A 22,711-nucleotide genomic window follows, 5' to 3' on the forward strand; every position below is an offset into this window, starting at 1 on the left:
GATCCGGGCGGGCATCGCATGGCAATGCCCGCCGCGTTCCCCTCCCTCGCTCAGTTGGGGATGGTGATCGTCTGCGCACCCACCGTCAACGACTTGCCCGTCGCATTCGTGGTGAGCGTGACCTTGGGACGCTTGCATCCGACATCGAGCAGTACGATGAATTCCGCGTTTTTGGCCGCCACCGTGCTGACGAACGCACCATGGTCTTCCGTCGTGCCCGGTTTGGGCGGCGGGCCCGAGCGCAGCTGATAAGTATTGCCTTCCTTCCCGAGCGAACTGACGCACAAGGTACGATCCACCTTGGTGATCTTCACCGCCGTGGCGCTTTCCCGGAGAATCGGCCCACCCGCATGCAGGTTCCATTCGAACGACAGCGGGCCCGGCGCCGCCAGCCTGTCGACAACGACGACCGCATCCTGCCCGCGCAGATACCAGACCTTGCGCACGGCCGAGCTGAGCGCTCCGCCATACGACAACGTGGCATCGCCAGCCGCATAATCGAGTGTCGGCGTGGTCGAAAACGCCGTGATCTTGCCATTCATGGCGAGGTTTTGCGTATTCTTGTCGATGACCTGACCGATACCGCCATTGAAGGTAATCGCATTGTGCGACTTGGTCTGGCGATACCATGACAGCACCAGCGGCGAATAGTAATAGTCCTCATAACCGGACTCGATCAGCAGGCGGCGTCCGCCGCTGTCGATGACGAGCGAGTTCTGATCGCCATGGCTATGGTTATAGGAACCGTAGGGGCTGGACTTGAAATACACGGAAGTACGTGCCCTGTCCGCCAGATTGCTATGCATGGCAACCCAGCCGATGCTCGGGTACAAAGCCGCGTTCGGTGGCGGAACCGGCGCTTCCTTGACGGTATCGACAGGGAGAGGAAATGGCGCCTGCAGCAAGGTCAGGTCCGCTTCCTCGCCGACGATATTCTTGACATACCACGCGGCATTCGGCGACTTGATGCGCGCGGAAAAACCCTTCAACACAAAGTTGTAAATATCGCCCTCACTCTGGTCGCCAAAAACCTGACCAGGGGCGCCCGGCGGCAGGAAATGCATCAGGTAACGCGAGAACCCTTTGGCCCAGGGCTTGTCGAAGATATTCACCCCCGTCGACTCGATCAGTGGCTGCCACAACTGCAATGCATAATCGGTGCTGAACATCGCATAGGAGGTGCCATTCGAATAACCGCCTTCCGGGCCGCTCCAGACATAGATCGAATTGACGTAGGAGCGGAACGCAAAATCGAACCAGGTCGTGGCCGCAGGGATATCGCCCATCGTCAGGGCAGAGATAACGGCCAGGTAGCCCATCGCCACCGTGCCGTGGGAATCGTACGGTTCATCGTCGAGACGGTAGTTGTCGCGGGTAAGGTCGGCATACATCGGGGCAACCCTGGCGCTGATTGCCGCCATCCAGCGCGCCTTGCGCGCCGCATCCTTGTTCAGCTGTGGCGCAATCAAATCCGACACCTTGGCCAGTGCCAGCATGATGCTGCGCGTGGCAATGTCGTGATTGACATAACTGGTCATGCCGTCAGGGTCGAGCGCCGCCAGCTGATCGCCGCGCGTCAACGCTTCCTGCAGATACTTGGACTCTCCCGTGATCCGGTACAACAGGGCTGCGCCCAAGGCCTGGTTGGTCGTATTGCCGATCGAACGCGTAATTTGCGCGATATAGGCGGTACGCGCCGCCGTTGGCGTGGTCGACGTCAGCGGCCACTGTGCATCGGTCGGCGCGGTCAGGCTGGCCACCTGCCCTTCTATCTGATTGCTCACCTGCAGACTCAGCCGGGCAACCGCCGGCCCCCGTGCAGCCTGCATGGCGCTCGACCAGGATGCCTGCGGCAGGAAGTCGGGCGCTTGCTGGCGTGGTCGCGCATGGGCGAGCAGGCGGGCCTTGATGGCATCGTTTTCTGGCACTTCGAATAGTTGCGCAGAACTGTCGATGGTAAAGCTGCGTGGCGTCGACCAGTCAACCTTGGTATTCGGACGCACGCGCCAGGAATACTGGCCGATCGCTAAGGCCTTCGATGGCAGGTAGAAATTACGTGTGGATGTGTAGTTGGCGACGACGGTGCCACTCTTGCTTACTTCCAGCATATAGTAGGCGGGCTTGATTGCACCAGGGTAACGCGCCCAGGCAAAGGCCGGTGGATTCTGCGCCTGTGACTGGCGATCCACTGGCGCTGGCCGCACCACGTACAGATCCGCTGCCTCAGCCCAGTCCGCGCGGCTGGGTGCCGCAAACACACTTGTCGCCAGCGCCAGGCTGACGGAAAGAAGCGGCTTATTGAACATCATTGTTGGCTCCCTCAAAAGACGATTCGACACAGGCGGAAATTTCAACGGAGAAGTGGACGCTGCGCCAGGCCACCAATTATTCGGCCTTGCATCAATTTCATTAACACCTGAATATGATTTCTCGCCTGCGCCATTAATTCGACCACTATACACTTTCAACCCACAAACCACGTTGTTTCAGGCCAACAAATAACTCAAGAAATAAAAAAACCACGCAAAAAAATTATTTTCCAGATGACTCAATTGCAACAAAGAAAACAAAATAAAATAAAATTATACTTTTTAAAATATTGGACAATGAATATTAGAAAATAACAAATAGTAACTTGAGATAAATACTATTAATTATTTTCTCATATATTCCAGTATCCGCAATTCCGCCATCGGCAAACCAGTCAGCTATCCTTGCCAAGCGCGCCAGGCCTGGCTCCCCCGCGATACCGAGGCGGCACCATCCTGGCCGCGCAGGAAAACAGCGGCGATGGCCGACCAGGCGATGTATTCCCGCGAAACGGACAGGACTGAGAATGAAAAAAGAATTATTATTTTGTCGGCATTCTATTCAAATCACCAAATGGTGCAAACGAAATATCCCAGCGCCGTTGCAACGCCAGGCGTTTGATGATTTTAAAGATAATCCGTTTTAATCTGCTGCTCATCCACGATGCCTTCAATCCATAATGATGAATACCCAGTGTTTCCGGTGTAATGTCGCTATACATCAATTGCATGGCATTATTCGGATAACTGCGGTCATGTGGATTAAAGGGATAAAAAGTCACCGGATCGAGCAGCGTAGCATGCTGACCGCCATGCATGTCCACCGCTCTTTTCAAGATAACGGGAGAGGTGGCAAACACGCGGCGCGGCACCAGCTCACGCAGCACGAGATCGCGCGCCAGTATCATCACGGGGTTGTTGGCTTCACAGGCCAGGAAGCCGGTACCAAAGCCGATACCTTCCTCGCACTTGGTTTCGCGCGCCATCAGGCAGCCGGGCACGTCCAACAGCCCATCGAGTGAACTGATCAGTTCGAGGTCAGTATCGATATAGATGCCGCCTTCCCTGGCCAGCACATCGAAGCGCACCCAATCGGCAACAAAGGCCCACTTTTTCTGAATGATCGCCTCGCGACAATATGCATTGTCGATATCGGAATTATCTTCATTCCATAACTTCAACTCATATTCAGGGCAGTATTTTCTCCATGATTCGATGCAGCGGCGATGCAGCACGCTCATTTCACCCCGGCCAAACCAGCAATAATGAATAACTTTAGGAATCATGGGCTTCTCACAGCAATTTTTTGGAGCAAAACAATCTTCACCAGAGCGACAAAGACGACGTGAATCAGGAAGGAAAAAACAGCACCAAACAGGCCGAATTGCACAGTGAGCAACCATAATAGTAGCAGATATAGCAAGTTTGTCCCCACTGAAATGATGGTGGACTGGCGCAGCTTTCCCAGTCCCCAATAGAACGCGTGCGTCGTCACAAACGTACCAGCAATCACGGCCGTCAACAGGACGACAGTGAACTCGGGCAAGTATCCCTGCAGCACGGGAAACAGTCTCGGCATCCAGAGAAATTTGCTGACATAGCACGCCACACCTGCCGCAGCCGTCACGCAAAACAGCATCTTCATCGTCTTGTGCCACAGGCTGAAGGCACCAGCCAGGTCGCCGGCGTTGGCGCGCGCGGCAAACTCGGGAATCGAGGTGGTATAGAACGGTGCCGTGGCGAGATTGACGAGCGAATAGATGCGCTTCAGGATGCTGAAGACGCCCAAATTTTCACCGGGCAAGGAAAAACCGATAATGACGCGGTCCAGCTGCACCACCGGCAAGTCGCAGATCGCTTGCAGCGTGCTCCACTTCCCCGCTTCCATCAGACGCTCCTGGCGCAAGGCGGCGTACGGCAGCGTACCGGCAATGCCGCTGCGGCTGCCAAAGATGAGCAGGAAAAGCAGCAAGCAGCGAATGACTTCCGGAATCGTGTAGGCCAGGATCATGCTCGACAAGTCCGGCTGGTAGCGTGAGACGCCGAACAGGAGGGCCAGTTTGATCAAATTGGTCAGGAAGCCTGCAAACATCAGCACGTTGTAGCGGTTGACCAGTCGGAAGTACGCGCTGTGGGTGCCGATGACGGGAAAGACGGCCGCCAGCGATAGCAGCAGCAGGTCGCCCCAGGAAAACTGGGCCACCTGCGACAGCGTCGACATCGCCAGGCCGCCGGAGACCAGCAGCACGGCCAGCAGCGCCAGCAATTCGAAGCGCAGGCTTTTGAGCACCGCGGCACGCAAGGCACTGCTGTCTATTTGATGGCCTGGCATTGCCACCAGCATGCCCTGCCAGTACTGGAATCCGCATACGGTAAACACAGTCAGGGCGATGGACTGCACCAGCACCAGATGGCCATACGCCTGCACGCCGGCGATCGCCAGCATGACGGGAATGGTGATGACGCTTACTCCTGCCCCCGCCACATTCAGCAGGAACATCATGGAACTATTTTTTACCAGGTTGCCAAAGGACTTGCTTACCTTGCTCATGACTACGCTGGCATCCCGCGCAAGGTCTTGTCATGCTCCGCCACCGCAGCCCCGGCTGTCGGCAGACTGGCCGCCGGTTGACCATAACGCACGAACTGCACGATGCAACCAAGGCAGAAAAAACACAGCAATTGCATGGGCGGCTCGTCGATCAGCGTGCGGTTGTATACCAGCGTACTCAGGAAGAGCATCAGCATAATGGTGCTGGTATCGGCAATCGCCAGGCGCTCGGCGCTGGCGCCGCTGCGTGCGACATAGCGGATACCCAGTAATGTGCCAAGAATAAAGATGGATAGATAGGCAAGCGTCCCCAATATGCCCACGTCCCACAGCAACGTCGCCAGGCCCGTGGAGCCTATCTGCAGCAAGCGGTAGCGGGCAGCCACGACGCCGCGTCCTACCGATTGGCTGGTCAGGCTCGCACTCGGGCCATAGCCGATCAGCCGCTCCTGAATGGTGGGCATGGGATCGTAATACCACAGTGCAAGCGTGGCGCCGCGGCTGATTTCACCGGTGACATAGTTAATATTGTTCGGGTTGACCACATAACCGCCAAGCGTATTGAGTTTATCCTCGGTGGTTTCAGTCTTGGTCACCGCGCCCCAATATAAAGCGTGATAGGTCATGAAGATGCCCGAGCTGATCACGGACATCAATGCCACGAAAACAATAAACGCCATCAGGTTCTTCATCACCCGGCGGCGCAATACCCAGAAGACGCCGAATGGCAGCCACAGGAATACTGCCTTGACTTCCCCCAGCAGGATAATCGCCAGACCGATCACAAATACGCACACCACTTGCCAGACAGGGGTAATCCCGCGCACCCAGCGGGCCAGCATGTACAACATGCCGGCGACAGTAAACAGCACCAACACCGGACTCATGCTCGTGCCAAAGGAACCCACGACGCCGTCCCAGCCCAAACTGGACATCATGAAGAAGTGCTGGTAGATGACCAGCGGAAGTTGCGCCAAGACGATCCAGACGATCATCCACCACAACGTCAGCAGGCGCTTGTCCGACCACTCGAACCAGTACATGGCGAACAGCACGCCAAAAATGGGCAGGCAGAAACGCAATACGGAAATCAGCTGGGCCGTCTTGGCATGGCCAAGAAAGATACTGAAAGCATAGAATGCCAGATAGATCCAGGCTGCGGCGAGGACATAGGTGGCGCCGCGCGCGTTCTCGGCGATGCTCTCCTTGCGCAACCGGTTCGACAGGCTCACCTCAAGAATGACCCTGGCAAAAAAAGCGCGCACAGGCCGCTGGCCATCCATGTCGCCATGCGGATATTGAAGAAAAATTGAATCGACCCCGCAATCAAAAACACGACGACGAACATAATCGGCATTAACTTCTTGGTGTCGATAAAAAGCAGGATCGGTATGAAGATCAGCAAACCGGCCAGCATGGCTGTCAACTGGATAGCTCCTAGCGCAATCACCATGCCAAGCAGTAGTGCCGTCGCAAGGCCGCCAAGCACCAGCATGGCGGCGGTCAATCCAGTGATACCCGTCCTTGCATTGCCGGGCTTGCTGCGTGCGGCGCGCGAAGATCCGCCATTCCATCGCAGTTTCTGGGACAAAAAACTCATATGTATTCCATGCGCGGCGCGGACGCCGGGCTCAATAAGGTGAAACGCCGACAGCGTAGCGCTTAGTGCGAAGTGCCGGCAAAGTGGCCGCGCAGATCGGCCGGCATCGCCTGCAATAGCTGATCGACAAAGGCCTGCTGCAATCGATAGCCTTGTTCCGTATCGCTATTGATATTCGAGACACGCATCAAGGTGGCATCGGGGATCAAGCCGCGCACCGCGTAGGCCAGCTTGACCTTCTTGACTTCCCAGGAATTCGGCACCGCCTTGTCGCCCACGACAACCCAATAGGTAATCGGTTCGATGCGATTATTCAAGGTTGCAACCGTGCGGGAGACCGGGATAGCGCCGGCCATCGTCGGCAAGGAAACCTGATTGGTCTGCCCCACAGCGAAGCCCTGCCCGCCGTAACAGCCTTCCGGGAAATGCACGGACAGATTGTCGCGCTGATCGGTACCGTAGGCGATCGACAGCATGATGCGTTCGCCCTGCCCGTTCACATAGGTGCGCGACAGGGTTTCGGCATATATCTTGTTGAGTTCCGCCACCGTGGTGGGATTGACGACGGCAGCGACCTGGCTCGCATCTTCCTGCCAATCGCCAAACTTGGTAGGAATCACCGTACTGAGGACGATTTGCGGACGCGTGTCGGCCAGACGCACCGTTGGCGTAACCGCCTTGGTGCACAGGGCGCCGGCCAGCATCAGGGTGCCGATGGTCAGGCTGGTGATGGTGCTTTTTTCATGATGCCGCCTTTCGGGCATGCCACACGCGTGCCAGCCATTGCAGAAGGGAATCCAGGCTGAGGATCAGTATCAGGGCGCTGACAAACAGCACCATCCCGGCGAAGCCATGCAGGAAGCCCTGCCCGGCCGCATCACCGAAGTAATACGTAATCAAGGTCAGTGCCACGACACGCATCACATTGGCGGTGAATGAAATGGGAATGATCAGGATCGCCAAACCGATGTTACGGATGGCGGAAGTATGGCGCACCAGGTTCAGATAAAACAGGCCCAGCGCCTCCAGGGTCAGCAAGGTTTGCAAACCGGCGCAGGCATCGGCCACCAGCAGCTGGTATTGGCCAATTTGAAGAATGACGCCGGTGCGCGCGATCGGGTAGCCAAGCCAGTACAAGATATGCTCGCAGACATACGATACGGCCATTTTCATGGGCAGGGTCAGCGCACTGACCACCGCACTGGGCAGCGGTATCATGAAGAGCATAAAAAAGAACGGAAACCAGGCGACGAGCAGTGAGCGCATGCCCAATTTCAGCACCAGAATCGCTGCCACGATCAGCACGAAAGAACCGATCTCGAAAGCGAGTATCTGCTGCGAACGACCAGCGATATACAGCAGCAAGCCGACGGTCAACATCAGCCAACCCGACAGCGGTGCCCGATTGTATTGCGCAACGGCCAGGATCTGTTCGCGCTGACGCCACAGCAGCCAGATGGAGAGCGCGAGGATAATGGGGCCGTGCGCCTGCTCTTCAGTGGCCCAGACACCAGTAAACAGGGTATAAAACGAGGGGAGATACAGCACTGCGAAGCCGATGACGATGGGCAGCCATTCCAGCAGCTGATCGCGCCGTTGCAGGGCTGGTGCCAAGCTCATTCGAGTGCTCGTATTCATCAGAAATCTACCAGGACCGAGCCGACCACTTGCGCGCCGCTGTGCAGCATCTGTTCCGTCATGGCATTGATGTCGGCGACCGGCGTGTGGTTCTTGCGCGCCACCAGCAGGACTCCGCCCGTGCGTGCCGCCAGCGCCAGGGCATCGGATCCCAGCGAAAATGCCGCCGAATCGTACAGCACGACGTCATAGGAAGACTCGAGTTCCGTGCGCAAGGCGGAAAACGCGGGACGACTCAGCAGTTCCTGCGGATTTGGCGGCAGGGTACCGGCCCCCAGCACGGACAAGTCGACGAACGATTCGATGCGCGTGATCACATCGCGCTCGGCACGGCCAGCCAGGATATCCGACAAGCCCTGGCGCGCATCAAGACCGAACACTTCATGCTGGCTGGGATTGCGCAGATTGGCGTCAACCAGCAGAGTCTGTTCGCCCAGCTGGGAAAACACCACGGCCAGGTTGGCGGCAAACAGGCTCGCCCCGTCCCCATCGTTGACACCGACCACGACCAGCGATTTACGGCCCAGAGCCATCCAGCGCAACATTAACTGGCTACGGATGGCACGCAGGGTTTCCACTTGCGGACTGAACGGTTGATAAGCGGCGATCAGCTTGTCCGAATACTTGCCCTCGCCCTGCTGCAGATAGGGATAGTCGAACTGCCGTGCCAGAACTTGCTGGATATCGGCCTCAGTCACCAGTCCCAGGCGCTGCGCCGCCTCGCCAAAACGGATGCCCAGTTCTTTCTGCATGCGCAGGACGCGCTCGGCACTCTCCGGCGTAATCTTGCCAGAAGCAAGCAAAAGGCTACCGATGCTGGAATCGGCCGTCCGTGGCACGGCGGAGACGAGCGGTTGCAATGCTGGATTCATATTATTTCCAATACTTAATTAAGACGCAAGCTGCGAGGCAACAACGATTTGAAGCGGTTCAGGCGGGGACGGGTCGGCGCGCTCCAGTCGATCGAGCCGAGCACCGGCAACTGCAACAAATCGCTCAAATCGGCTTCGGAACGTACGCGACGGTCCAGCATTTCGGCCAGCAAGGAAAAGCCCACGCCCAGCAAACTCCCCAAAAACAGTGCCAGCAAGGTATTCAACAGTACTTTCGGACCGGCCGGCTTGATCGGCGCCACGGCAGGATTGAGCAGGGAGATATCCGATTGCTCCGATTGCCCCTCGATACGGGTTTGCGAGAAACGCTGCGAGGCGATATCGAAGGCGCGCTGTGCGCTCTCGACATCCTTTTGCATGACGCCCATTTCGTCGCGGGTGCGGTTCAATTCCAGGACTTTATCCTTTTGCGCCGCCAGCGCCGCACGCACGGCGCCTTCGCGCTGCTGCAGGATGCCGGCGTTTTTGCTGACCGAACTGGACGTCACGCGCGTGCCGTCCGCCAGTTCGCGGCGCATGCGCTCGACTTCCGCGTTCAGGCTTTCATATTGCGGATGATTGCGTCCCAGGCGCTGCGCCATCTCGGCCAGCTTGGACTCAGCCGTTGCCAGGCTCAGCTTCAGATTCTGCACCAACGGGTTCGACGCCACGTCCGGCGACTCGAAGCCGGCATTGCCTTCGGCCATGCGCTGGCGCGACGAGGCTTCCATCGCCTGGCCTTGCGCGGCCACGAGCTGCGCCGACAGGTCATTCAAGCGATTCGATTCGACGTCAAGACGGTTATCGACGCTGACGATGCCATGCTCCTGCTGATACTTCGACAGGCGGCTTTGCGCCACTTCGAGATTGTCACGCAACAGCTTCGTTTGCTCATTGAAATACACGGCCACCTTTTTCAGGGGATCGACTTTCAACTGGATACTGGTTTTCTGGTATTCATCGGCAAAGGCATTCGCAATGGCGGCAACAAACTGCGGATCGTTGCCCTGGAAACTGATATCGACGACACTGCTTTCGCGCGACGGAACGATCTCCAGCTTGGCCAGCAACAGATCGGCCAGCCAGTCGCGCACGGTTCCTTTGCCTTCCGTAGCTTCATTGAACTGCGCGATGACAGCCGGGCTTTCAGCCAACCGCAAGTGATCTACTACTTTCAGCGCCACATTCTTGCTGCTGATAATGTCGATTTGCGTCGCCATATACCCCGGCAACAGTTGCATCGGCAATGCCAGGCCGGTGACGGGATCAACCCCTTTGTAGTTTATTAACAGCGACGCCGTTCCCTTGTAGGTCTTGGGCAGCACCAGGCTGACCACCACCGTCGCCCCGACCGTGATGAGCAAAGTGAATAGCAAGATTCGTTTGCGCGCAAACAAGACGAGTAAAAACTGGTGAAAATTCATGGTCAACTCTCATATTAATAAAACAGCGCGCGCCAGATTGGACCGCGGGTCGGAACGATGTCGCTTAAAACAGGCTTTCTTTGACATACACGATGTCATCGACTTGAATGGTGTCGTCATGCTTGGCGTCGAGTATTTGCATCACGCCGGCAGCATCGCGACGTTTGATACGCACGCCACGCTCGGTACCGCGCTGCGTCAACCCGCCACCGACGGACAAAGCCTGCAAGACCGTCATCGAGCGCTCCAGGCGGAACGCACCAGGACGCTGCACTTCACCATAGATGTAAAAACGCGGCGCCCGCTCGACGTACAGGACATCGTTCCCCGTCAGCTCGAAGTCACGCGCCAGATCGGCGCTGCGCATCATGTCGACGATGTCGATGGTTTCCTTGGTGGTGCTGCCATTGCGCTTGCGAATCAGGCTCACCACGTCGCCGCCATCAGGACTCTGGCCACCGGCCATGGCCAGGATGTCGAGCAGGCTGCGCTTGCCCTCGATCGGATAGCGGCCGGGACGATTCACCTGCCCCAGCACGGATACCTGCTGGCTCTGCAAGGCCGTCACGATGATATTGACTTGCGCCTTGCGCAGGAAGCCGCCGCTCTCCAGCGCCTGGCCCAGCTTTTTCTCTGCGCCGGCAACGGACAAACCACCCACTTGCACAGTCCCAACCAACGGGAAAGTAATGCTGCCAGCTTCGCTGACGCGCGTTTCCAGGCCCAGGTCGGGACTGCCATACACGGAAATTTTCAGCACATCGCCAGCGCCCAGCAATACCTCCGCCGCGCCCGCCACACCCATACTGCAGGCCATCAGCACGGCGGCCATCCACATTGCGAGTCGTTTCATGATTTGCTCTATCCTTTTAATAACATCCGTTGAACCGCCAAAATACCTGCCGACGTCTTATTTCAAGCCTGCCACGCCACGCGCATTGACCTCGCTGGCATCGGCAGCGGGCGCCGCCGGCGCTGCAACGGGCACCGCCGGCGCCGCCACTGGCGCAGGCACCGGAGCAGAGACGGCAGGAGCTGATGCCGCAGCCGGGGCCTCCGTCTTGTTCAGATACTCGATCTTCGCACTTGCGCGCAGACGCTTGATCTCGGCGTCTGCCGCGTCCTTGTTCTTCTTATTGAACAGGAACTGCTCGATCTGCGGTGTCACTTGCGCCAGGGTGATCGGGCTGTCCTTGATATCAACCAGCGAAATCAGCAAGGTACGATCGCCTTCACGGATGATGAACAACTGGCCTTTCGGCATACCCAACAGCTTGGTGCTCAGTTCCGGGGCCAGGTCGGTGCTGCTACGCGACAGCTGTGTGCGGCCATATTTGACCTTGTTCGCGTCCAGCCATGCCGCCACCTCCTCCAGCGACTTCGCGCTATCCATGGCCTTCTTCAGCTCATCATTCATGTCGGATGTAGCAATGATCAGTTCGCGCATGTCGAATTGCTTGCGCTGGCTAAAATACAGCGGATTCTTTTTAAAGTAATCTTCCACCTCGGCTGCCGTGGGCTTGGCGATATTACCGATGCGTTTTTGCATGTAAGCCTGGGCCACAATCAAGGCCTTGGCCCGCTCGACGGCCTGCACGACCTTGGGATCGCGGTCAACCTTATCCTTGACGGCTTCGTTCTGCAGCAACTGGCGGTCGATCAGCGATTCGAGCAACTGCTTGGTGGCGGTTTCCTGCTGCGCCGCAGGCACGTTCGCACGTTGCAGCTCCTCATTCAGCTGCAATACCGTGATTTCCTCGCCGTTGACGCTGGCCAGAGCCTGGCCTGCCTTCTTTTCCTTGCCGCCGCAGGCGGACAACCCGGCCGCCGCCAACACGACCAGCGCGGCGCACAACAAGCGGGCATTGACGGCTGGTGTACGCATGGTCAAACGAGAGTTGTGAAAATGCTTCAAGATGGCTCCTTCGATTTCATTATTGAAAATTCAGTCATTGTAGTGCATAACGCAATATTTATTTGCAAAAACGTTGCACGAAAGACATGTAATGGCAACAATTAGCACGCCATGGCAAATAATTATCAATATTGTAAATATGATACACAAGATGCAAGCCGCAAGGGAAATATTTTTGCTTAAAAATCTATTAAGAAGGCTTTAATACAACTGTTTCTAGTGTCGCATGATCAAAAAATTATGCTTAACTGAAAAAATTTCCTAGAAGAATATTTTGAAGCGATAATTTCCGTAGGCTGTCCTGTGCTGGGTCGCAGGCAACGAATCTGAACGCCGCAGCGGCGTATGTCGGCAAAGATGGGGCCGACGCAAAATGCAAACTGATGTCACGCCGCACGACACTGAGTGAAGGCAAGCCAAGACCGAAGTGCCACATGACAATGGTGACTGTCGCATATCTTCGCTATCGCGATTCTCCGCAAGCCATGGCGTGGGCCAGCGGCATCCCGTACAAGAAGCGCACCTGGCCACAGCGCGGGGCAATTGGCATCATTCTTCTGCGTCCATTTTATCGTGTATTGATAGAGCGCAAAACAAATTCAACATTGCCGTGTACTTTGCCACACATCAATGTGCGTTATCTCGCTTCAATACAACCTTGACAGTCCGCATGATGATCCACAAATCGAGCCACAGGGACCAGTTGCGCAGATAGTCGAGGTCGAAATGGATGCGCGCTTCCATCTTGTCGAGCGTCTCCGTCTCGCCGCGCAAGCCGTTGACCTGGGCCCAGCCGGTAATGCCAGGCTTGACCTTGTGGCGCAGCATGTAGCCTTTGATCAGCTTGCGGTACTGCTCATTGTGCGCCACCGCATGGGGACGGGGACCGACAATGCTCATGCGGCCCTGTAACACATTGATAAATTGCGGCAACTCATCGAGCGAGCTACGGCGCAGAAAGGCCCCAATGCGCGTCACGCGCTGATCGTTCTTGGTGGCCTGCACCACCTTGTCGCCATCCTCGCTGACCGTCATCGAGCGGAATTTATAGACGATGATTTCCTCGCCATACAGGCCGTAGCGGCGCTGGCGGAAGATCACAGGACCTTTCGAGGTCATCTTCACAGCGATGGCAATGATCAGCATCACCGGCAACAACATGATCTGGATCAACAAGCCCAGCACGATGTCGCTACCGCGCTTGACCATGCTGTTAAAGCCCGTGAACGGCGACTCGCGGATGGCGATTACCGGCATGCCGCCCACGTTGTCGAAGCGCGCCTGCATCAGATCGAAGATATATATATCTGGCAAGAAGTACACGGAGGCCGTCGTGTCCTGCAGTTCGTCGAGCATCTTGCGGATGCGCGGCTGGGCCGAAATGGGCTGGCTGATGAATATCATCTTGATATTGTGTTCGCGCACATAGGCGGCGATATCGGCCATTTTGCCCAGCATGGGCTCACGCATCTTCTCGGGCCAGCGGTCATCGGTGCGGTCGTCAAAAAAACCGCGCACACTCATGAACAGGTTCGGATTGCGCTCGACGGTCGCGGCGAACTTCAGGCTGGCGTCATTGGCGCCGATGATGACGACCGAGCGCACTTCGCTGTCGCGGCCGGGATCGGCCACCATGCGCCGTGCGGCAAGATGGCTGAGCAACAAGATGAATGGGGTGAGCAGAAACCAGGCCAGCACCAGATCGTGATCGTAATGAAACGCCAGTCCTGTCGCCGAGCCCAGGAAGACCAGGATCAGCGCCGTGATGCCCCAGCTGACGAAGACATCGCGGGCATACGCCAGCATGCGGCCGCTGCGCCAGGTACGATAGGGATCGACATACTGGAATACGGATGATGAAATAAAGAACGCCAGGATCATCAATACCAGCGAATAACCGGTGAAAGGCGAGCCCGACAGGACTGACAGCAGGTACAGCGTACCCATGATGATCAATGGATCGAGGATGCGCTGGAAAAAGAAATCAGGGGTATATCATTAACCGTCATGATGCTCTTCAAAACTGGGCACTGGCATTGAAGGAAATGCCATTAGCGTGATAGGTGCTGGTATTAACGATCGGTGCGCCTTTGCGCTCATCACGGAAAGCACTGATGCCCAACTGGATATTCGGCCGGGGCGCATATGTGAGGCCGATGCTGGCCGTTTTCGTGGTATCTTTGACATCAACAGGCAACACCAGGCCGCTCGCAGCGGCAAAATCTCGCTTCTCGCGCCGCAATTGTGCATCCATGCGGACCTTGGCCGAAATATCCCAGGCAGCGGCCAGGCTGGCACCATTGTTCAGGCTGCTGCTAATCAGAGAATTTTCCACGGCGGCAAACTCATGCCACACGCTGCCCGTAAAACGCACCTTGCCCAGCGGGGCCCAATATACGGTGACGCGCCCGTTGGCGCCGCTGGCGTCGCGTCCAGAGAATATCTTGTTCTTGCGCTTCACCCAGCCACCGAGCAATTGCACTTGTGTAATACCGCTCAGGCGCCAATAAATGTTGGCCTTGACCTCGTCCTGCTCGTAGCCCTGATCAACGCCAAATCCGACCAGGCTGGCGCGATTCGGATACTCCCCTTTCAGGTGGCGCAACTGTATCCCGATCCGGCTTTCGCTGGCCGGCAAATAGTCCAGACCCAGTTCCACGGCGTCTTCCTGCCGATTGGAAAATTTTTGCGCCATGGAATCATAAGTATATTTATCGCGCGAAACACCGCCACGCACTCGCCAGCTTGGATGAAAACGCCAACCGCCATTCGCATACTCACGACGAATCGTGCGCAGGTTGCGATCCGTGCTCTGCAAATCGCTGAACGGGGTCAGTGTCTGCGAGTAGCTACCGCCCACGTGACCCTCAAGATGATTGGCAATATGCCATTCCAGATCGGCCAGATAGTCTTTGCCCGTATAGTCGAGCTGATCAAAGTGATCGAAATAGACGCGCGACCACTTTACCTGGCCCGTCAGGCGTTGCCGTCCGATCGGGCGATTAATCAGGAACCCCGCTTGCACCTGGCGCGAAGTGTCCGAGCGCTGGCCATCGAAGCCGGACACGTTATCATCAAGCCGGAATAAATTGTTATCGTAAGAATACGTCGTCGCGATAAAAGGCGAGATCGTATCGCTGATGGCGGCGCCAGCCGGCAAACTGCATGCCGCGCCACCGGCCGCCATCAGCGTAGCGGGCAATATGCGAGCCAGAAGCGAGGCCAAACGGCTGCGATGCAATCCCGATTGCCCGATACGGGCCTGGCAATGATACGATGAATTCAACATGGGCATTGTCTTTAAGAGAGCAAACAGTTGATTGGTAATATTACCAGTAAGTCCAGTGTCCACCGGAAACAATCCAGAGGCCCAGCACGCCATTCGTCACGCCATGGGCGAGGATGGGCGACCACAGGTTCTGGCTGCGCATGTACAGCAAGCTGTAAGCGGCACCGGCAACGATACCGGCCAGCCACAAATTGTGTTCGAAACCAAACAGTACCACGCTGATAATAAACGCCTTGGCACTGGCCAGGCGTGGCTGGAATGTCAAGAAATCAGGGGCATCGATCCAGCGCAGCAGGAAGGAGCGCCAGAACAGCTCTTCCATCACGGGCACCACCAGGGCCGCGCCAGCGATGCGCAGCACCACCAGGCTCCACTCGATCTGGCCGTCATTGCGCGGATCGAAGCCATCGGCGCTGCCGACCGCCATCCAGCTGGCACTCAGATTAATCCACAACAAAAAAACAACAATCCCCGTGGCCAACGCCACGGCCAGGGCGCGCGCGCCCAGCGGCGTCCACCGCAGTTCCGTGTAGCTGCGGCGCCAGTACAACAACATGCCCAGCACGACGCCGATCTTGACGGCATACAGCCAGCGCAGCTCCTGCGCGGCAAAGCCAAGCCGGCCGAGCATGTCGGCGATGAAGATGAAGGAGAGATAGGCCAGGAATGGCGCTACCCGGGGCAAGGCGGCGCGGTCAAACATGCTGATGCGCACCGGAGGTGGAACCGCGCGCCGGACGCGGTGGTCCGGCGCGCGTGTTTTTAATAACAAACATGCATCCTCCGATGTAATAAATATAATTATATAATTATATCAAGCTGAACCGTTGCCGTGGCAAATAATCCTGACTTAATTACAACGGGGGCATGCAAAAAAGCATCAACCGTTGGCGCGCGCCTCGATCTGCTCCCACTTTTCCAGCGCTTCCAGCAATTCGCCTTCGATCTCGGCCACGCGTGCGTTCAGGCGCTTGCCTTCGGCCGGCGTCTTCTTGTAGAAGTCCGGATGCGACAGCTCGGCGGCCAGCACCGACTGCTCGTCCTCCAGCTTGGCAATCAATTTCGGCAGCTCTTCCAGCTCGCGCTGCTCCTTGTAGCTGAGCTTTTTCTGTTTGGCAACAGGTGCGGCAGTCTCGACCTTCACGGCCGGCTTGCTGGCGGGCGCCGTGGCGATCGGCAAGGTGCGCACGCGCTCCCAGTCCGTGTAGCCGCCGACGAATTCGCGCCACTTGCCCTCGCCTTCGGCGACGATCACCTGCGTGACGACGTTGTCGAGGAAGGTACGGTCATGGCTGACGAGGAAGACGGTGCCGGTGTATTCTTCCAGCAACTCTTCCAGCAATTCCAGGGTATCGATATCCAAGTCATTGGTCGGCTCATCGAGCACCAGCACGTTGGCCGGCTTGGCGAACAGGCGCGCCAGCAGCAAACGGTTGCGCTCGCCACCGGACAGCGACTTGACGGGCGAACGGGCACGTTCCGGCGCGAACAGGAAGTCGTTCAGATACGTCATCACGTGGCGGCGCTGGCCATTGATCTCGACCCAGTCGCTGCCCGGCGCGATGGTTTCCATCAGGTTCGCCTCTTCGTTCAGCTGCGTGCGCATCTGGTCGAAATACGCCACTTGCAGCTTGGTCCCCAGGCGGATGGTGCCCGTGTCCGACTGCTCTTCGCCGAGGATCATCTTCAGCAGGGTGGTCTTGCCGGCGCCGTTGGCGCCGATCAGGCCGACCTTGTCGCCACGCAAGATGGTGGCGCTGAAATCCTTGACGATGACCTTGTCGCCGTAGATCTTCGAGACGTTTTCCAGGTCCGCCACGATCTTGCCCGAGCGTTCGCCGGCCGACACGTCCAATTTTACTTGTCCCTGCTGTTCGCGGCGCGCATTACGCGTCAGGCGCAGCGCTTCCAGGCGGCGCACGCGGCCTTCGTCGCGCACGCGGCGGGCCTTGACGCCCTTGCGTATCCACACTTCTTCCTGCGCCAGGAACTTGTCGAACTTGGCGTTTTCCACCTCTTCGATTTCCAGCTGCTCCGCCTTGCGCACTTGATACGCCGTGAAGTTGCCCGGGTACGACAGCAAACGGCCGCGGTCCAGCTCGATGATGCGCGTGGCGACGTTGTCGAGGAAGGAGCGGTCATGGGTAATGAACAGCACGCTGCCCTTGAAGTCGCGCAACAAGCCTTCCAGCCACAGGATGGAACTGAAGTCCAGATGGTTGGTGGGCTCATCGAGCAGCAGCACGTCGGGTGCCGACACCAGCGCGCGCGCCAGCGCCACGCGCTTCTGCATCCCGCCGGACAGGGTTTTCATGGCCATGTCGCCCGTCAGATTCAAACGGTCGAGCACGGTTTCCACCTTGTTCGGCAAGCTCCACGCATCGGCCGCATCGAGCTTGACCTGGATGTCGTGCATGCGTTCCATCAGTTCGTCGTCATTGCCCTGGCCAAACTGGCCCGTCAACGCATCGTATTCCTTCAGCCACGCCTGCGATTCGCCCATGCCGGACGCGACGGCGTCGAACACGGACATTTCCGGGTCGAATTGCGGTTCCTGCTCCACATAGGCGATCTTGATGCCTTGTTGCATCACCAACAAGCCGTCATCGAGCTTGAACTTGCCCGAAATAACCTTCAACAGCGACGATTTACCCGTGCCGTTACGGCCGATCAAGCCGACCCGCTCCGAGGTTTCCAGTGAAAATTCCGCGTGATCGAGCAGCGCGACGTGACCGAACGCAAGTTGCGCCGATGAAAGAGAAATGACAGCCATAATGAGTAAAGGTGTTCGGGCGCCGTTCCCTGCACACCGCGTGGTGCGCCAAACAGCTGCCGATTGGATGAATGAAGCACGCATTGTACCGACAACTCGGCACCACCAGTACATTGCGGCCAGCATGAACTCAGGCCACCGGCGCGCGTTGCGTGGAATGTGGTGTCGCCAGCAGGAATCGAACCTGCATTTAAGTCTTAGGAGGACCTTGTACTATCCATTGTACGATGGCGACACGCGCAGCGGCATTATACAGGCAAGCGCCCGCCATTGACAGCGTGGCAAGCGGACGGCTCGAGCAACGCGCCTGCCATTGCGCGCACGCTATGGCGCTGCGGCCACCTGCTTCAGTCGGGACAAGATTTGCTGGGCCGCCAGCGCATGGGACACCTTATTCCAATGCGCATCCATGGGAGCGAAGTCCATCCGCTCGCGTTGTGCCTCCCAATGCCGCGCGAACACAGGTTGCATGTCGATTGCTGCATAGCCATGGTGTTTCAAACGGCCAAGGAAAAATGCCCGATCGTCGTCCTGCCAGGACGGCTTGCCCTTGCGCCCGTCGTACAGCAGGCCCCGCTCACCATCGACGAGAAATAAAAACTGTACCGTGGAACTACCTTCGATGGCACGCAGCTGTGTCAGATAGTAGTCGAGCACCAATGCCCGCGACGCCGTATCCCGGACCGGCAATGGAGCCGCCGATGGCGGATTCTTGCGGCGCAGCGTCGATGACAGCCAATCCGGCAACTTGAGATTGTAATAACAATACCGCGCCAATGCCGAATAGGACACCACCCGCTTGATCTTGGGTTCCTTATACGGTGTTTGCACCATGTGCAAGCCATCTGGGCCAGGTTCGATCTGATTGTGGCCACGTTTTGCCGCCTCAAGCAAGGAGGCAAGATTGCTGCCATCGACAAATAGCACCACCGTGCGCGGATGCACGCGCGGCACATAATAGCGCGCCATGGCCAGCGTATCGGCGAGGCCATTGCCGGAACTACCGGCCGCATACACCCCGCCGCCAAGCGCATGCTCCAGCTGTCCCTGCATGGTATCGGGATAGTCGAGCATCAGGCTCTCGACAAAACTGTCACCAAGCACCAGTACGGCAGCGCCATCCTTGAAGTCGCGCGAATTCGATGCCCCTTGGGCATTGATCACGCCGCTGCGTGCATTATTCAACGCCCAACCATACGAGTACACATAGGGCTGGTGCGCCAGATAGCGGCGAAATGGAATTTGCGGGTCGCTATTTTCCAGCCGCAAGCCGGACGAGACAGGCAAGCATTGCAGGACGGCCTCGAGCACCAGCACCGTTGCCAGCATGCCCAAGCCTATGGCGAATAAAGGACGCATATGGTTTAGAAATTAAAATAAAGAAATTCAGAAATGCCACGCGTTTCGCTAATTGCCAGCAAAAGCAGACAGAGGATCAACAGCGCACCCAAGGCAATATTGCCGTTTCGCCCGGACAGGCGCTCTTCCTGCCTGCGCAAAATGCCGCGGCCCAGCAGGTCGTAGGCATTGGGCATGAAGAAGGCAATGGCCGCGCAAGCCAGCAACCACCATAGGCAGCTCTGCAGTGCCATAATCCTGTCGATTCCCAGCATCGCCCCCTGCATCGCTGGCGTCAGGGTGCTGCCGCTCATGGCTTGCAGCACATCCAGTGCCACCTCCACCGAACTGGCACGGAAAAAGACCCAGGCCAAGACGACGGCCAGGAAAGTGGCGATGCTGCCGGCAACGCGTATTGGCAGATTGCTGCGTCCACCAAGAGCATGGCGTAGCGCATGATTAATAATCAGGTAAATACCGTGCAGCATGCCCCATACGAGAAAAGTCCAGTTGGCGCCATGCCACAAGCCACCCAACAGCATGGTCAGGAACAGATTGCGGTAGCGCTGGAAGGCGCCTTGACGATTTCCCCCAAGGGAATGTACAGATAATCGCGCAGGAAAGTGGATAGCGTGATGTGCCAGCGACGCCAGAAATCGATGATGGAAACCGCCTTGTACGGCGAGTTGAAATTGATGGGCAGTACGATGCCAAACATATAGGACAGGCCGTATGCCATATCGGAATAGGCGGAAAAGTCGAAGTATAGCTGGAAGGTATACGCCAGGGCTCCGGCCCAGGCTTCCAGCATGCTCAGATTCTGGTGGTGCGCATCGAACACCGGGGCGACATAACGTGCCACGCCGTCAGCCAGTATCACTTTCTTGAACAGGCCGATGGTGAAAAACGCCAGTCCGACGACGATGCGCCCATGCCGCAGCACGTGCGACTCCGGCTGTGAAAATTGCGGCATCATATCTTTATGATGCAAAATGGGGCCGGCAATCAGGTGCGGAAAATACGTGACAAACAGGCCATAACTTTCCGGTTGATACTCTTTCACTTTACCGGTATGGCAATCCACCAGATACGCAATCTGCGTAAACGTGAAGAACGATATACCGATTGGCAACACGATACCGATCGGCGTCAACGGCGCCCCGGTCAGGGCCGCGATATTTTCTATCAGAAAATCAAAATATTTAAAAAAGATCAGCAAGGAAAGATTGAAAACAAGGCCGCAGACAAGCCACGCCTTCGCAGGCCGACGGAGTCCCTGCTCATAACGCTGTGAAATACGACGTCCGACCGCAAAGTTGACACAGATGGACAGGGCTAGCAACGGCAGGAAACGAATATCCCAATAGCAATAAAATGCTAGGGAGGCCAACAGCAAAAAAATGATCGATACGCGTAAAGAATACTTTGACAGAGCAAAATATCCCAACAGGGCCAATGGCAAAAAGATCAAAAAGAAAGCAAATGAGTTAAATAGCACCGCGTCTTCCTACAGGTAATAAATTGGTGTACAGAGGAATATGGGGGCGTCCGGCATCCTTGTGACGGGGCTCACGCTCGCCAATCCGGCAGATGCGGACCAAGCGCCAGGCCGATCTCGCAACAGGTTTCGAACCTGTTCGCTTTACCGTCCCCATGAGTAGCGGGCTAGCACCCAACCCGCCGTCCTGCGACGGCTTGCCTGGCACAGGACGGCATACTGCACAATGTTTTTTTCAGCGTCATTTACCACTGTGCACATTGCCAACCGCACGTTTGCCAAGGCGGCGCGCCAGGATCAGCAGCAATCCTGCCATGAGCATTCCATACGTTCCCGGCTCCGGCACGGCACTGATGGCAAATACCTGGATGGCGCCGAAGGTCACATCGTTGCCATGCCAGGTAGAACCGTCTAGCAAGCTGACACCGGTCGATGGCTGGCCCAGATAATTATAGGTATAGAGAAAGGAACTGCCGCCATGCGTAAGGTCCTGCGGCACATACAAATCGTGGCCATAGCCAAACGTGGGTCCATAATTGGCCTGATTGTAGGTCTGGTCCTTGCCGATTCCATCACCATTGAAATACTGCTTCAGTTGCGGCAGCATGAAGCCGGCCGTCAGATTGAACAGGAAGGCCGTGCGCTGGCTGTCATCCATGGTGACATGCATGCCATCGCTGGAACTCCAGCTTTGCGGATTATAGCCGCCCACCAGCCACGTCTTGCCCGATGAATTCGTGGCTTCCATGACGGAAAAGGTGCGCCCCTTGCCATCGGAAGCCTTGTGAAAATCGAGCGAAGTATCACCCGTTGCCTTGCTATAGATGCTCGTCAGTGCCAGATGGCCTTCGCCGAGCCAGGTTTCCAGCTGCGCCTGATAGCCGGGAGAGAGTAGCGAAGTACCGGGTCCCGCCTGCGCGCCCAGGGAAAAACCCATACCGGCCAAGGCCAGCACCACACTTCTCACCACTCTAAAATTATTGCGCATCTTCTACCTCGACTGTCAGTATTTAAAACCGGCGCATGCTCCGGTTGCCAAATATAACACGATAGATAATATTTTTATATTTATTATTTAGATGCCAATACGCAATATTTCATAGCAGAAATTCAGCCAGGCAACACCGCCGTCACCTCGATCTCCACCCTCGCCCTATCCTCGATCAATCCCGCTACCTGCACGGCCGTCATGGCTGGAAAATGCTTGCCGATGATTTCCCTGTAGGCAACGCCAATGTGTGGATATGCCGCCACATATTCCTTCTTGTCCAGTACATACCAGTTCATGCGCACGATGTGCTCGGGCAAGGCGCCCGCCTCGGCCAGCACGGCGACGATGTTCTGCAGCGCCTGGCGCACCTGTCCCGCGAAGTCGTCCGTATGAAATTGCCCCTGTGCATCCCAGCCGATCATGCCGCTGACATACACCGTGCGTCCGCTGGCGGCAACGCCGTTCGCATAGCCGCGCGGCCTGGCCCATCCTGGTGGTTGCAGCACTTGCATT

Annotated in this window: 19 protein-coding genes, 1 tRNA gene and 1 pseudogene; all 21 read right to left on the bottom strand. The window is 57.0% G+C overall.

The genetic code is table 11. The annotated features are described in order from the left end of the window. Window positions 1-50: 50 nt before the first annotated feature. The 21 genes and pseudogenes from ACRHIG_RS26590 to ACRHIG_RS26690 all read right to left on the bottom strand — a co-directional run bounded on the left by ACRHIG_RS26590 (window position 51) and on the right by ACRHIG_RS26690 (window position 22,710). Entirely contained in the window at window positions 51-2,354 is a 2,304-nt protein-coding gene (locus ACRHIG_RS26590) for a DUF4962 domain-containing protein (protein WP_489628451.1), read from the bottom strand. A 497-nt stretch (window positions 2,355-2,851) separates the two neighbouring features. Next, on the bottom strand, window positions 2,852-3,595 hold the full coding sequence (locus ACRHIG_RS26595; protein ID WP_489628452.1) for a glycosyltransferase family 32 protein: 744 nt from the start codon (window positions 3,593-3,595) through the stop codon (window positions 2,852-2,854). Further along, window positions 3,592-4,812: a lipopolysaccharide biosynthesis protein gene (locus ACRHIG_RS26600; RefSeq protein WP_489628453.1), complete on the bottom strand. Its 1,221-nt coding sequence runs from the start codon at window positions 4,810-4,812 to the stop codon at window positions 3,592-3,594. Before ACRHIG_RS26600 ends, ACRHIG_RS26595 begins: the two co-directional genes overlap by 4 nt. Window positions 4,813-4,862: 50 nt before the next feature. After that, complete coding sequence (locus ACRHIG_RS26605) at window positions 4,863-6,143, bottom strand: hypothetical protein (RefSeq protein ID WP_489628454.1); 1,281 nt, start codon at window positions 6,141-6,143, stop codon at window positions 4,863-4,865. Next, window positions 6,089-6,460, bottom strand: a complete 372-nt coding sequence (locus tag ACRHIG_RS26610; RefSeq protein WP_489628455.1) for a hypothetical protein — start codon at window positions 6,458-6,460, stop codon at window positions 6,089-6,091. The genes ACRHIG_RS26605 and ACRHIG_RS26610 overlap by 55 nt, the downstream gene beginning before the upstream one ends. A 62-nt stretch (window positions 6,461-6,522) precedes the next feature. Continuing rightward, complete coding sequence (gene epsI, locus ACRHIG_RS26615) at window positions 6,523-7,224, bottom strand: exosortase-associated protein EpsI, B-type (protein ID WP_489628456.1); 702 nt, start codon at window positions 7,222-7,224, stop codon at window positions 6,523-6,525. Then, entirely contained in the window at window positions 7,202-8,080 is an 879-nt protein-coding gene (xrtB, locus tag ACRHIG_RS26620; RefSeq protein ID WP_489628457.1) for an exosortase B, read from the bottom strand. The genes epsI and xrtB overlap by 23 nt, the downstream gene beginning before the upstream one ends. Window positions 8,081-8,097: 17 nt before the next feature. Next, complete coding sequence (epsG, locus tag ACRHIG_RS26625; RefSeq protein ID WP_099389372.1) at window positions 8,098-8,970, bottom strand: chain length determinant protein tyrosine kinase EpsG; 873 nt, start codon at window positions 8,968-8,970, stop codon at window positions 8,098-8,100. Between the two features lie 14 nt (window positions 8,971-8,984). Next, a complete protein-coding gene (gene epsF, locus ACRHIG_RS26630) occupies window positions 8,985-10,394 on the bottom strand; it encodes a chain length determinant protein EpsF (RefSeq protein ID WP_099389373.1) in 1,410 nt (469 codons plus the stop codon). Window positions 10,395-10,458: 64 nt separating this feature from the next. Next, window positions 10,459-11,247 (bottom strand): polysaccharide export protein EpsE, encoded by a 789-nt coding sequence (gene epsE, locus ACRHIG_RS26635; protein WP_475418429.1) that lies wholly within the window; start codon window positions 11,245-11,247, stop codon window positions 10,459-10,461. A gap of 57 nt (window positions 11,248-11,304) precedes the next feature. Then, on the bottom strand, window positions 11,305-12,279 hold the full coding sequence (locus tag ACRHIG_RS26640; protein WP_489628458.1) for an EpsD family peptidyl-prolyl cis-trans isomerase: 975 nt from the start codon (window positions 12,277-12,279) through the stop codon (window positions 11,305-11,307). 657 nt (window positions 12,280-12,936) lie between these two features. After that, window positions 12,937-14,318, bottom strand: a pseudogene (locus tag ACRHIG_RS26645) (undecaprenyl-phosphate glucose phosphotransferase). Window positions 14,319-14,326: 8 nt separating this feature from the next. Next, window positions 14,327-15,598, bottom strand: a complete 1,272-nt coding sequence (epsL, locus tag ACRHIG_RS26650; RefSeq protein ID WP_489628459.1) for an XrtB/PEP-CTERM-associated polysaccharide biosynthesis outer membrane protein EpsL — start codon at window positions 15,596-15,598, stop codon at window positions 14,327-14,329. Between the two features lie 40 nt (window positions 15,599-15,638). Next, window positions 15,639-16,301, bottom strand: a complete 663-nt coding sequence (locus ACRHIG_RS26655) for a CAAX prenyl protease-related protein (protein WP_489628460.1) — start codon at window positions 16,299-16,301, stop codon at window positions 15,639-15,641. A 177-nt stretch (window positions 16,302-16,478) separates the two neighbouring features. Continuing rightward, entirely contained in the window at window positions 16,479-18,371 is a 1,893-nt protein-coding gene (locus tag ACRHIG_RS26660; protein WP_475417362.1) for an ATP-binding cassette domain-containing protein, read from the bottom strand. 160 nt (window positions 18,372-18,531) lie between these two features. Then, window positions 18,532-18,606, bottom strand: a tRNA-Arg gene (locus ACRHIG_RS26665). Window positions 18,607-18,695: 89 nt separating this feature from the next. Continuing rightward, on the bottom strand, window positions 18,696-19,700 hold the full coding sequence (locus ACRHIG_RS26670; protein ID WP_489628461.1) for a hypothetical protein: 1,005 nt from the start codon (window positions 19,698-19,700) through the stop codon (window positions 18,696-18,698). Between the two features lie 35 nt (window positions 19,701-19,735). Further along, window positions 19,736-20,251, bottom strand: coding sequence for a hypothetical protein (locus ACRHIG_RS26675; RefSeq protein ID WP_489628462.1), 516 nt, complete (start codon window positions 20,249-20,251; stop codon window positions 19,736-19,738). A gap of 2 nt (window positions 20,252-20,253) precedes the next feature. Further along, window positions 20,254-21,207, bottom strand: coding sequence for an MBOAT family O-acyltransferase (locus ACRHIG_RS26680; RefSeq protein WP_489628463.1), 954 nt, complete (start codon window positions 21,205-21,207; stop codon window positions 20,254-20,256). A 241-nt stretch (window positions 21,208-21,448) separates the two neighbouring features. Beyond that, on the bottom strand, window positions 21,449-22,195 hold the full coding sequence (locus ACRHIG_RS26685) for a PEP_CTERM-anchored TLD domain-containing protein (protein ID WP_489628464.1): 747 nt from the start codon (window positions 22,193-22,195) through the stop codon (window positions 21,449-21,451). Window positions 22,196-22,317: 122 nt separating this feature from the next. Beyond that, entirely contained in the window at window positions 22,318-22,710 is a 393-nt protein-coding gene (locus tag ACRHIG_RS26690; RefSeq protein WP_489628465.1) for a RidA family protein, read from the bottom strand. Window position 22,711 lies beyond the last annotated feature (1 nt).

Source organism: Janthinobacterium sp. C22, assembly GCF_057919405.1.

Excerpts from the sequence above, each read along its gene's own strand:
- ACRHIG_RS26595 (WP_489628452.1), bottom strand. The coding sequence starts at position 3,595 with ATGATTCCTAAAGTTATTCATTATTGCTGGTTTGGCCGGGGTGAAATG.
- ACRHIG_RS26600 (WP_489628453.1), bottom strand. The coding sequence starts at position 4,812 with ATGATGTTCCTGCTGAATGTGGCGGGGGCAGGAGTAAGCGTCATCACC.
- ACRHIG_RS26605 (WP_489628454.1), bottom strand. The coding sequence starts at position 6,143 with ATGGATGGCCAGCGGCCTGTGCGCGCTTTTTTTGCCAGGGTCATTCTT.
- ACRHIG_RS26610 (WP_489628455.1), bottom strand. The coding sequence starts at position 6,460 with ATGAGTTTTTTGTCCCAGAAACTGCGATGGAATGGCGGATCTTCGCGC.
- epsI (WP_489628456.1), bottom strand. The coding sequence starts at position 7,224 with ATGCCCGAAAGGCGGCATCATGAAAAAAGCACCATCACCAGCCTGACC.
- xrtB (WP_489628457.1), bottom strand. The coding sequence starts at position 8,080 with ATGAGCTTGGCACCAGCCCTGCAACGGCGCGATCAGCTGCTGGAATGG.
- epsG (WP_099389372.1), bottom strand. The coding sequence starts at position 8,970 with ATGAATCCAGCATTGCAACCGCTCGTCTCCGCCGTGCCACGGACGGCC.
- epsF (WP_099389373.1), bottom strand. The coding sequence starts at position 10,394 with ATGAATTTTCACCAGTTTTTACTCGTCTTGTTTGCGCGCAAACGAATC.
- epsE (WP_475418429.1), bottom strand. The coding sequence starts at position 11,247 with ATGAAACGACTCGCAATGTGGATGGCCGCCGTGCTGATGGCCTGCAGT.
- ACRHIG_RS26640 (WP_489628458.1), bottom strand. The coding sequence starts at position 12,279 with ATGCGTACACCAGCCGTCAATGCCCGCTTGTTGTGCGCCGCGCTGGTC.
- epsL (WP_489628459.1), bottom strand. The coding sequence starts at position 15,598 with ATGTTGAATTCATCGTATCATTGCCAGGCCCGTATCGGGCAATCGGGA.
- ACRHIG_RS26655 (WP_489628460.1), bottom strand. The coding sequence starts at position 16,301 with ATGTTTGACCGCGCCGCCTTGCCCCGGGTAGCGCCATTCCTGGCCTAT.
- ACRHIG_RS26660 (WP_475417362.1), bottom strand. The coding sequence starts at position 18,371 with ATGGCTGTCATTTCTCTTTCATCGGCGCAACTTGCGTTCGGTCACGTC.
- ACRHIG_RS26670 (WP_489628461.1), bottom strand. The coding sequence starts at position 19,700 with ATGCTGGCAACGGTGCTGGTGCTCGAGGCCGTCCTGCAATGCTTGCCT.
- ACRHIG_RS26675 (WP_489628462.1), bottom strand. The coding sequence starts at position 20,251 with ATGCTGTTGGGTGGCTTGTGGCATGGCGCCAACTGGACTTTTCTCGTA.
- ACRHIG_RS26685 (WP_489628464.1), bottom strand. The coding sequence starts at position 22,195 with ATGCGCAATAATTTTAGAGTGGTGAGAAGTGTGGTGCTGGCCTTGGCC.
- ACRHIG_RS26690 (WP_489628465.1), bottom strand. The coding sequence starts at position 22,710 with ATGCAAGTGCTGCAACCACCAGGATGGGCCAGGCCGCGCGGCTATGCG.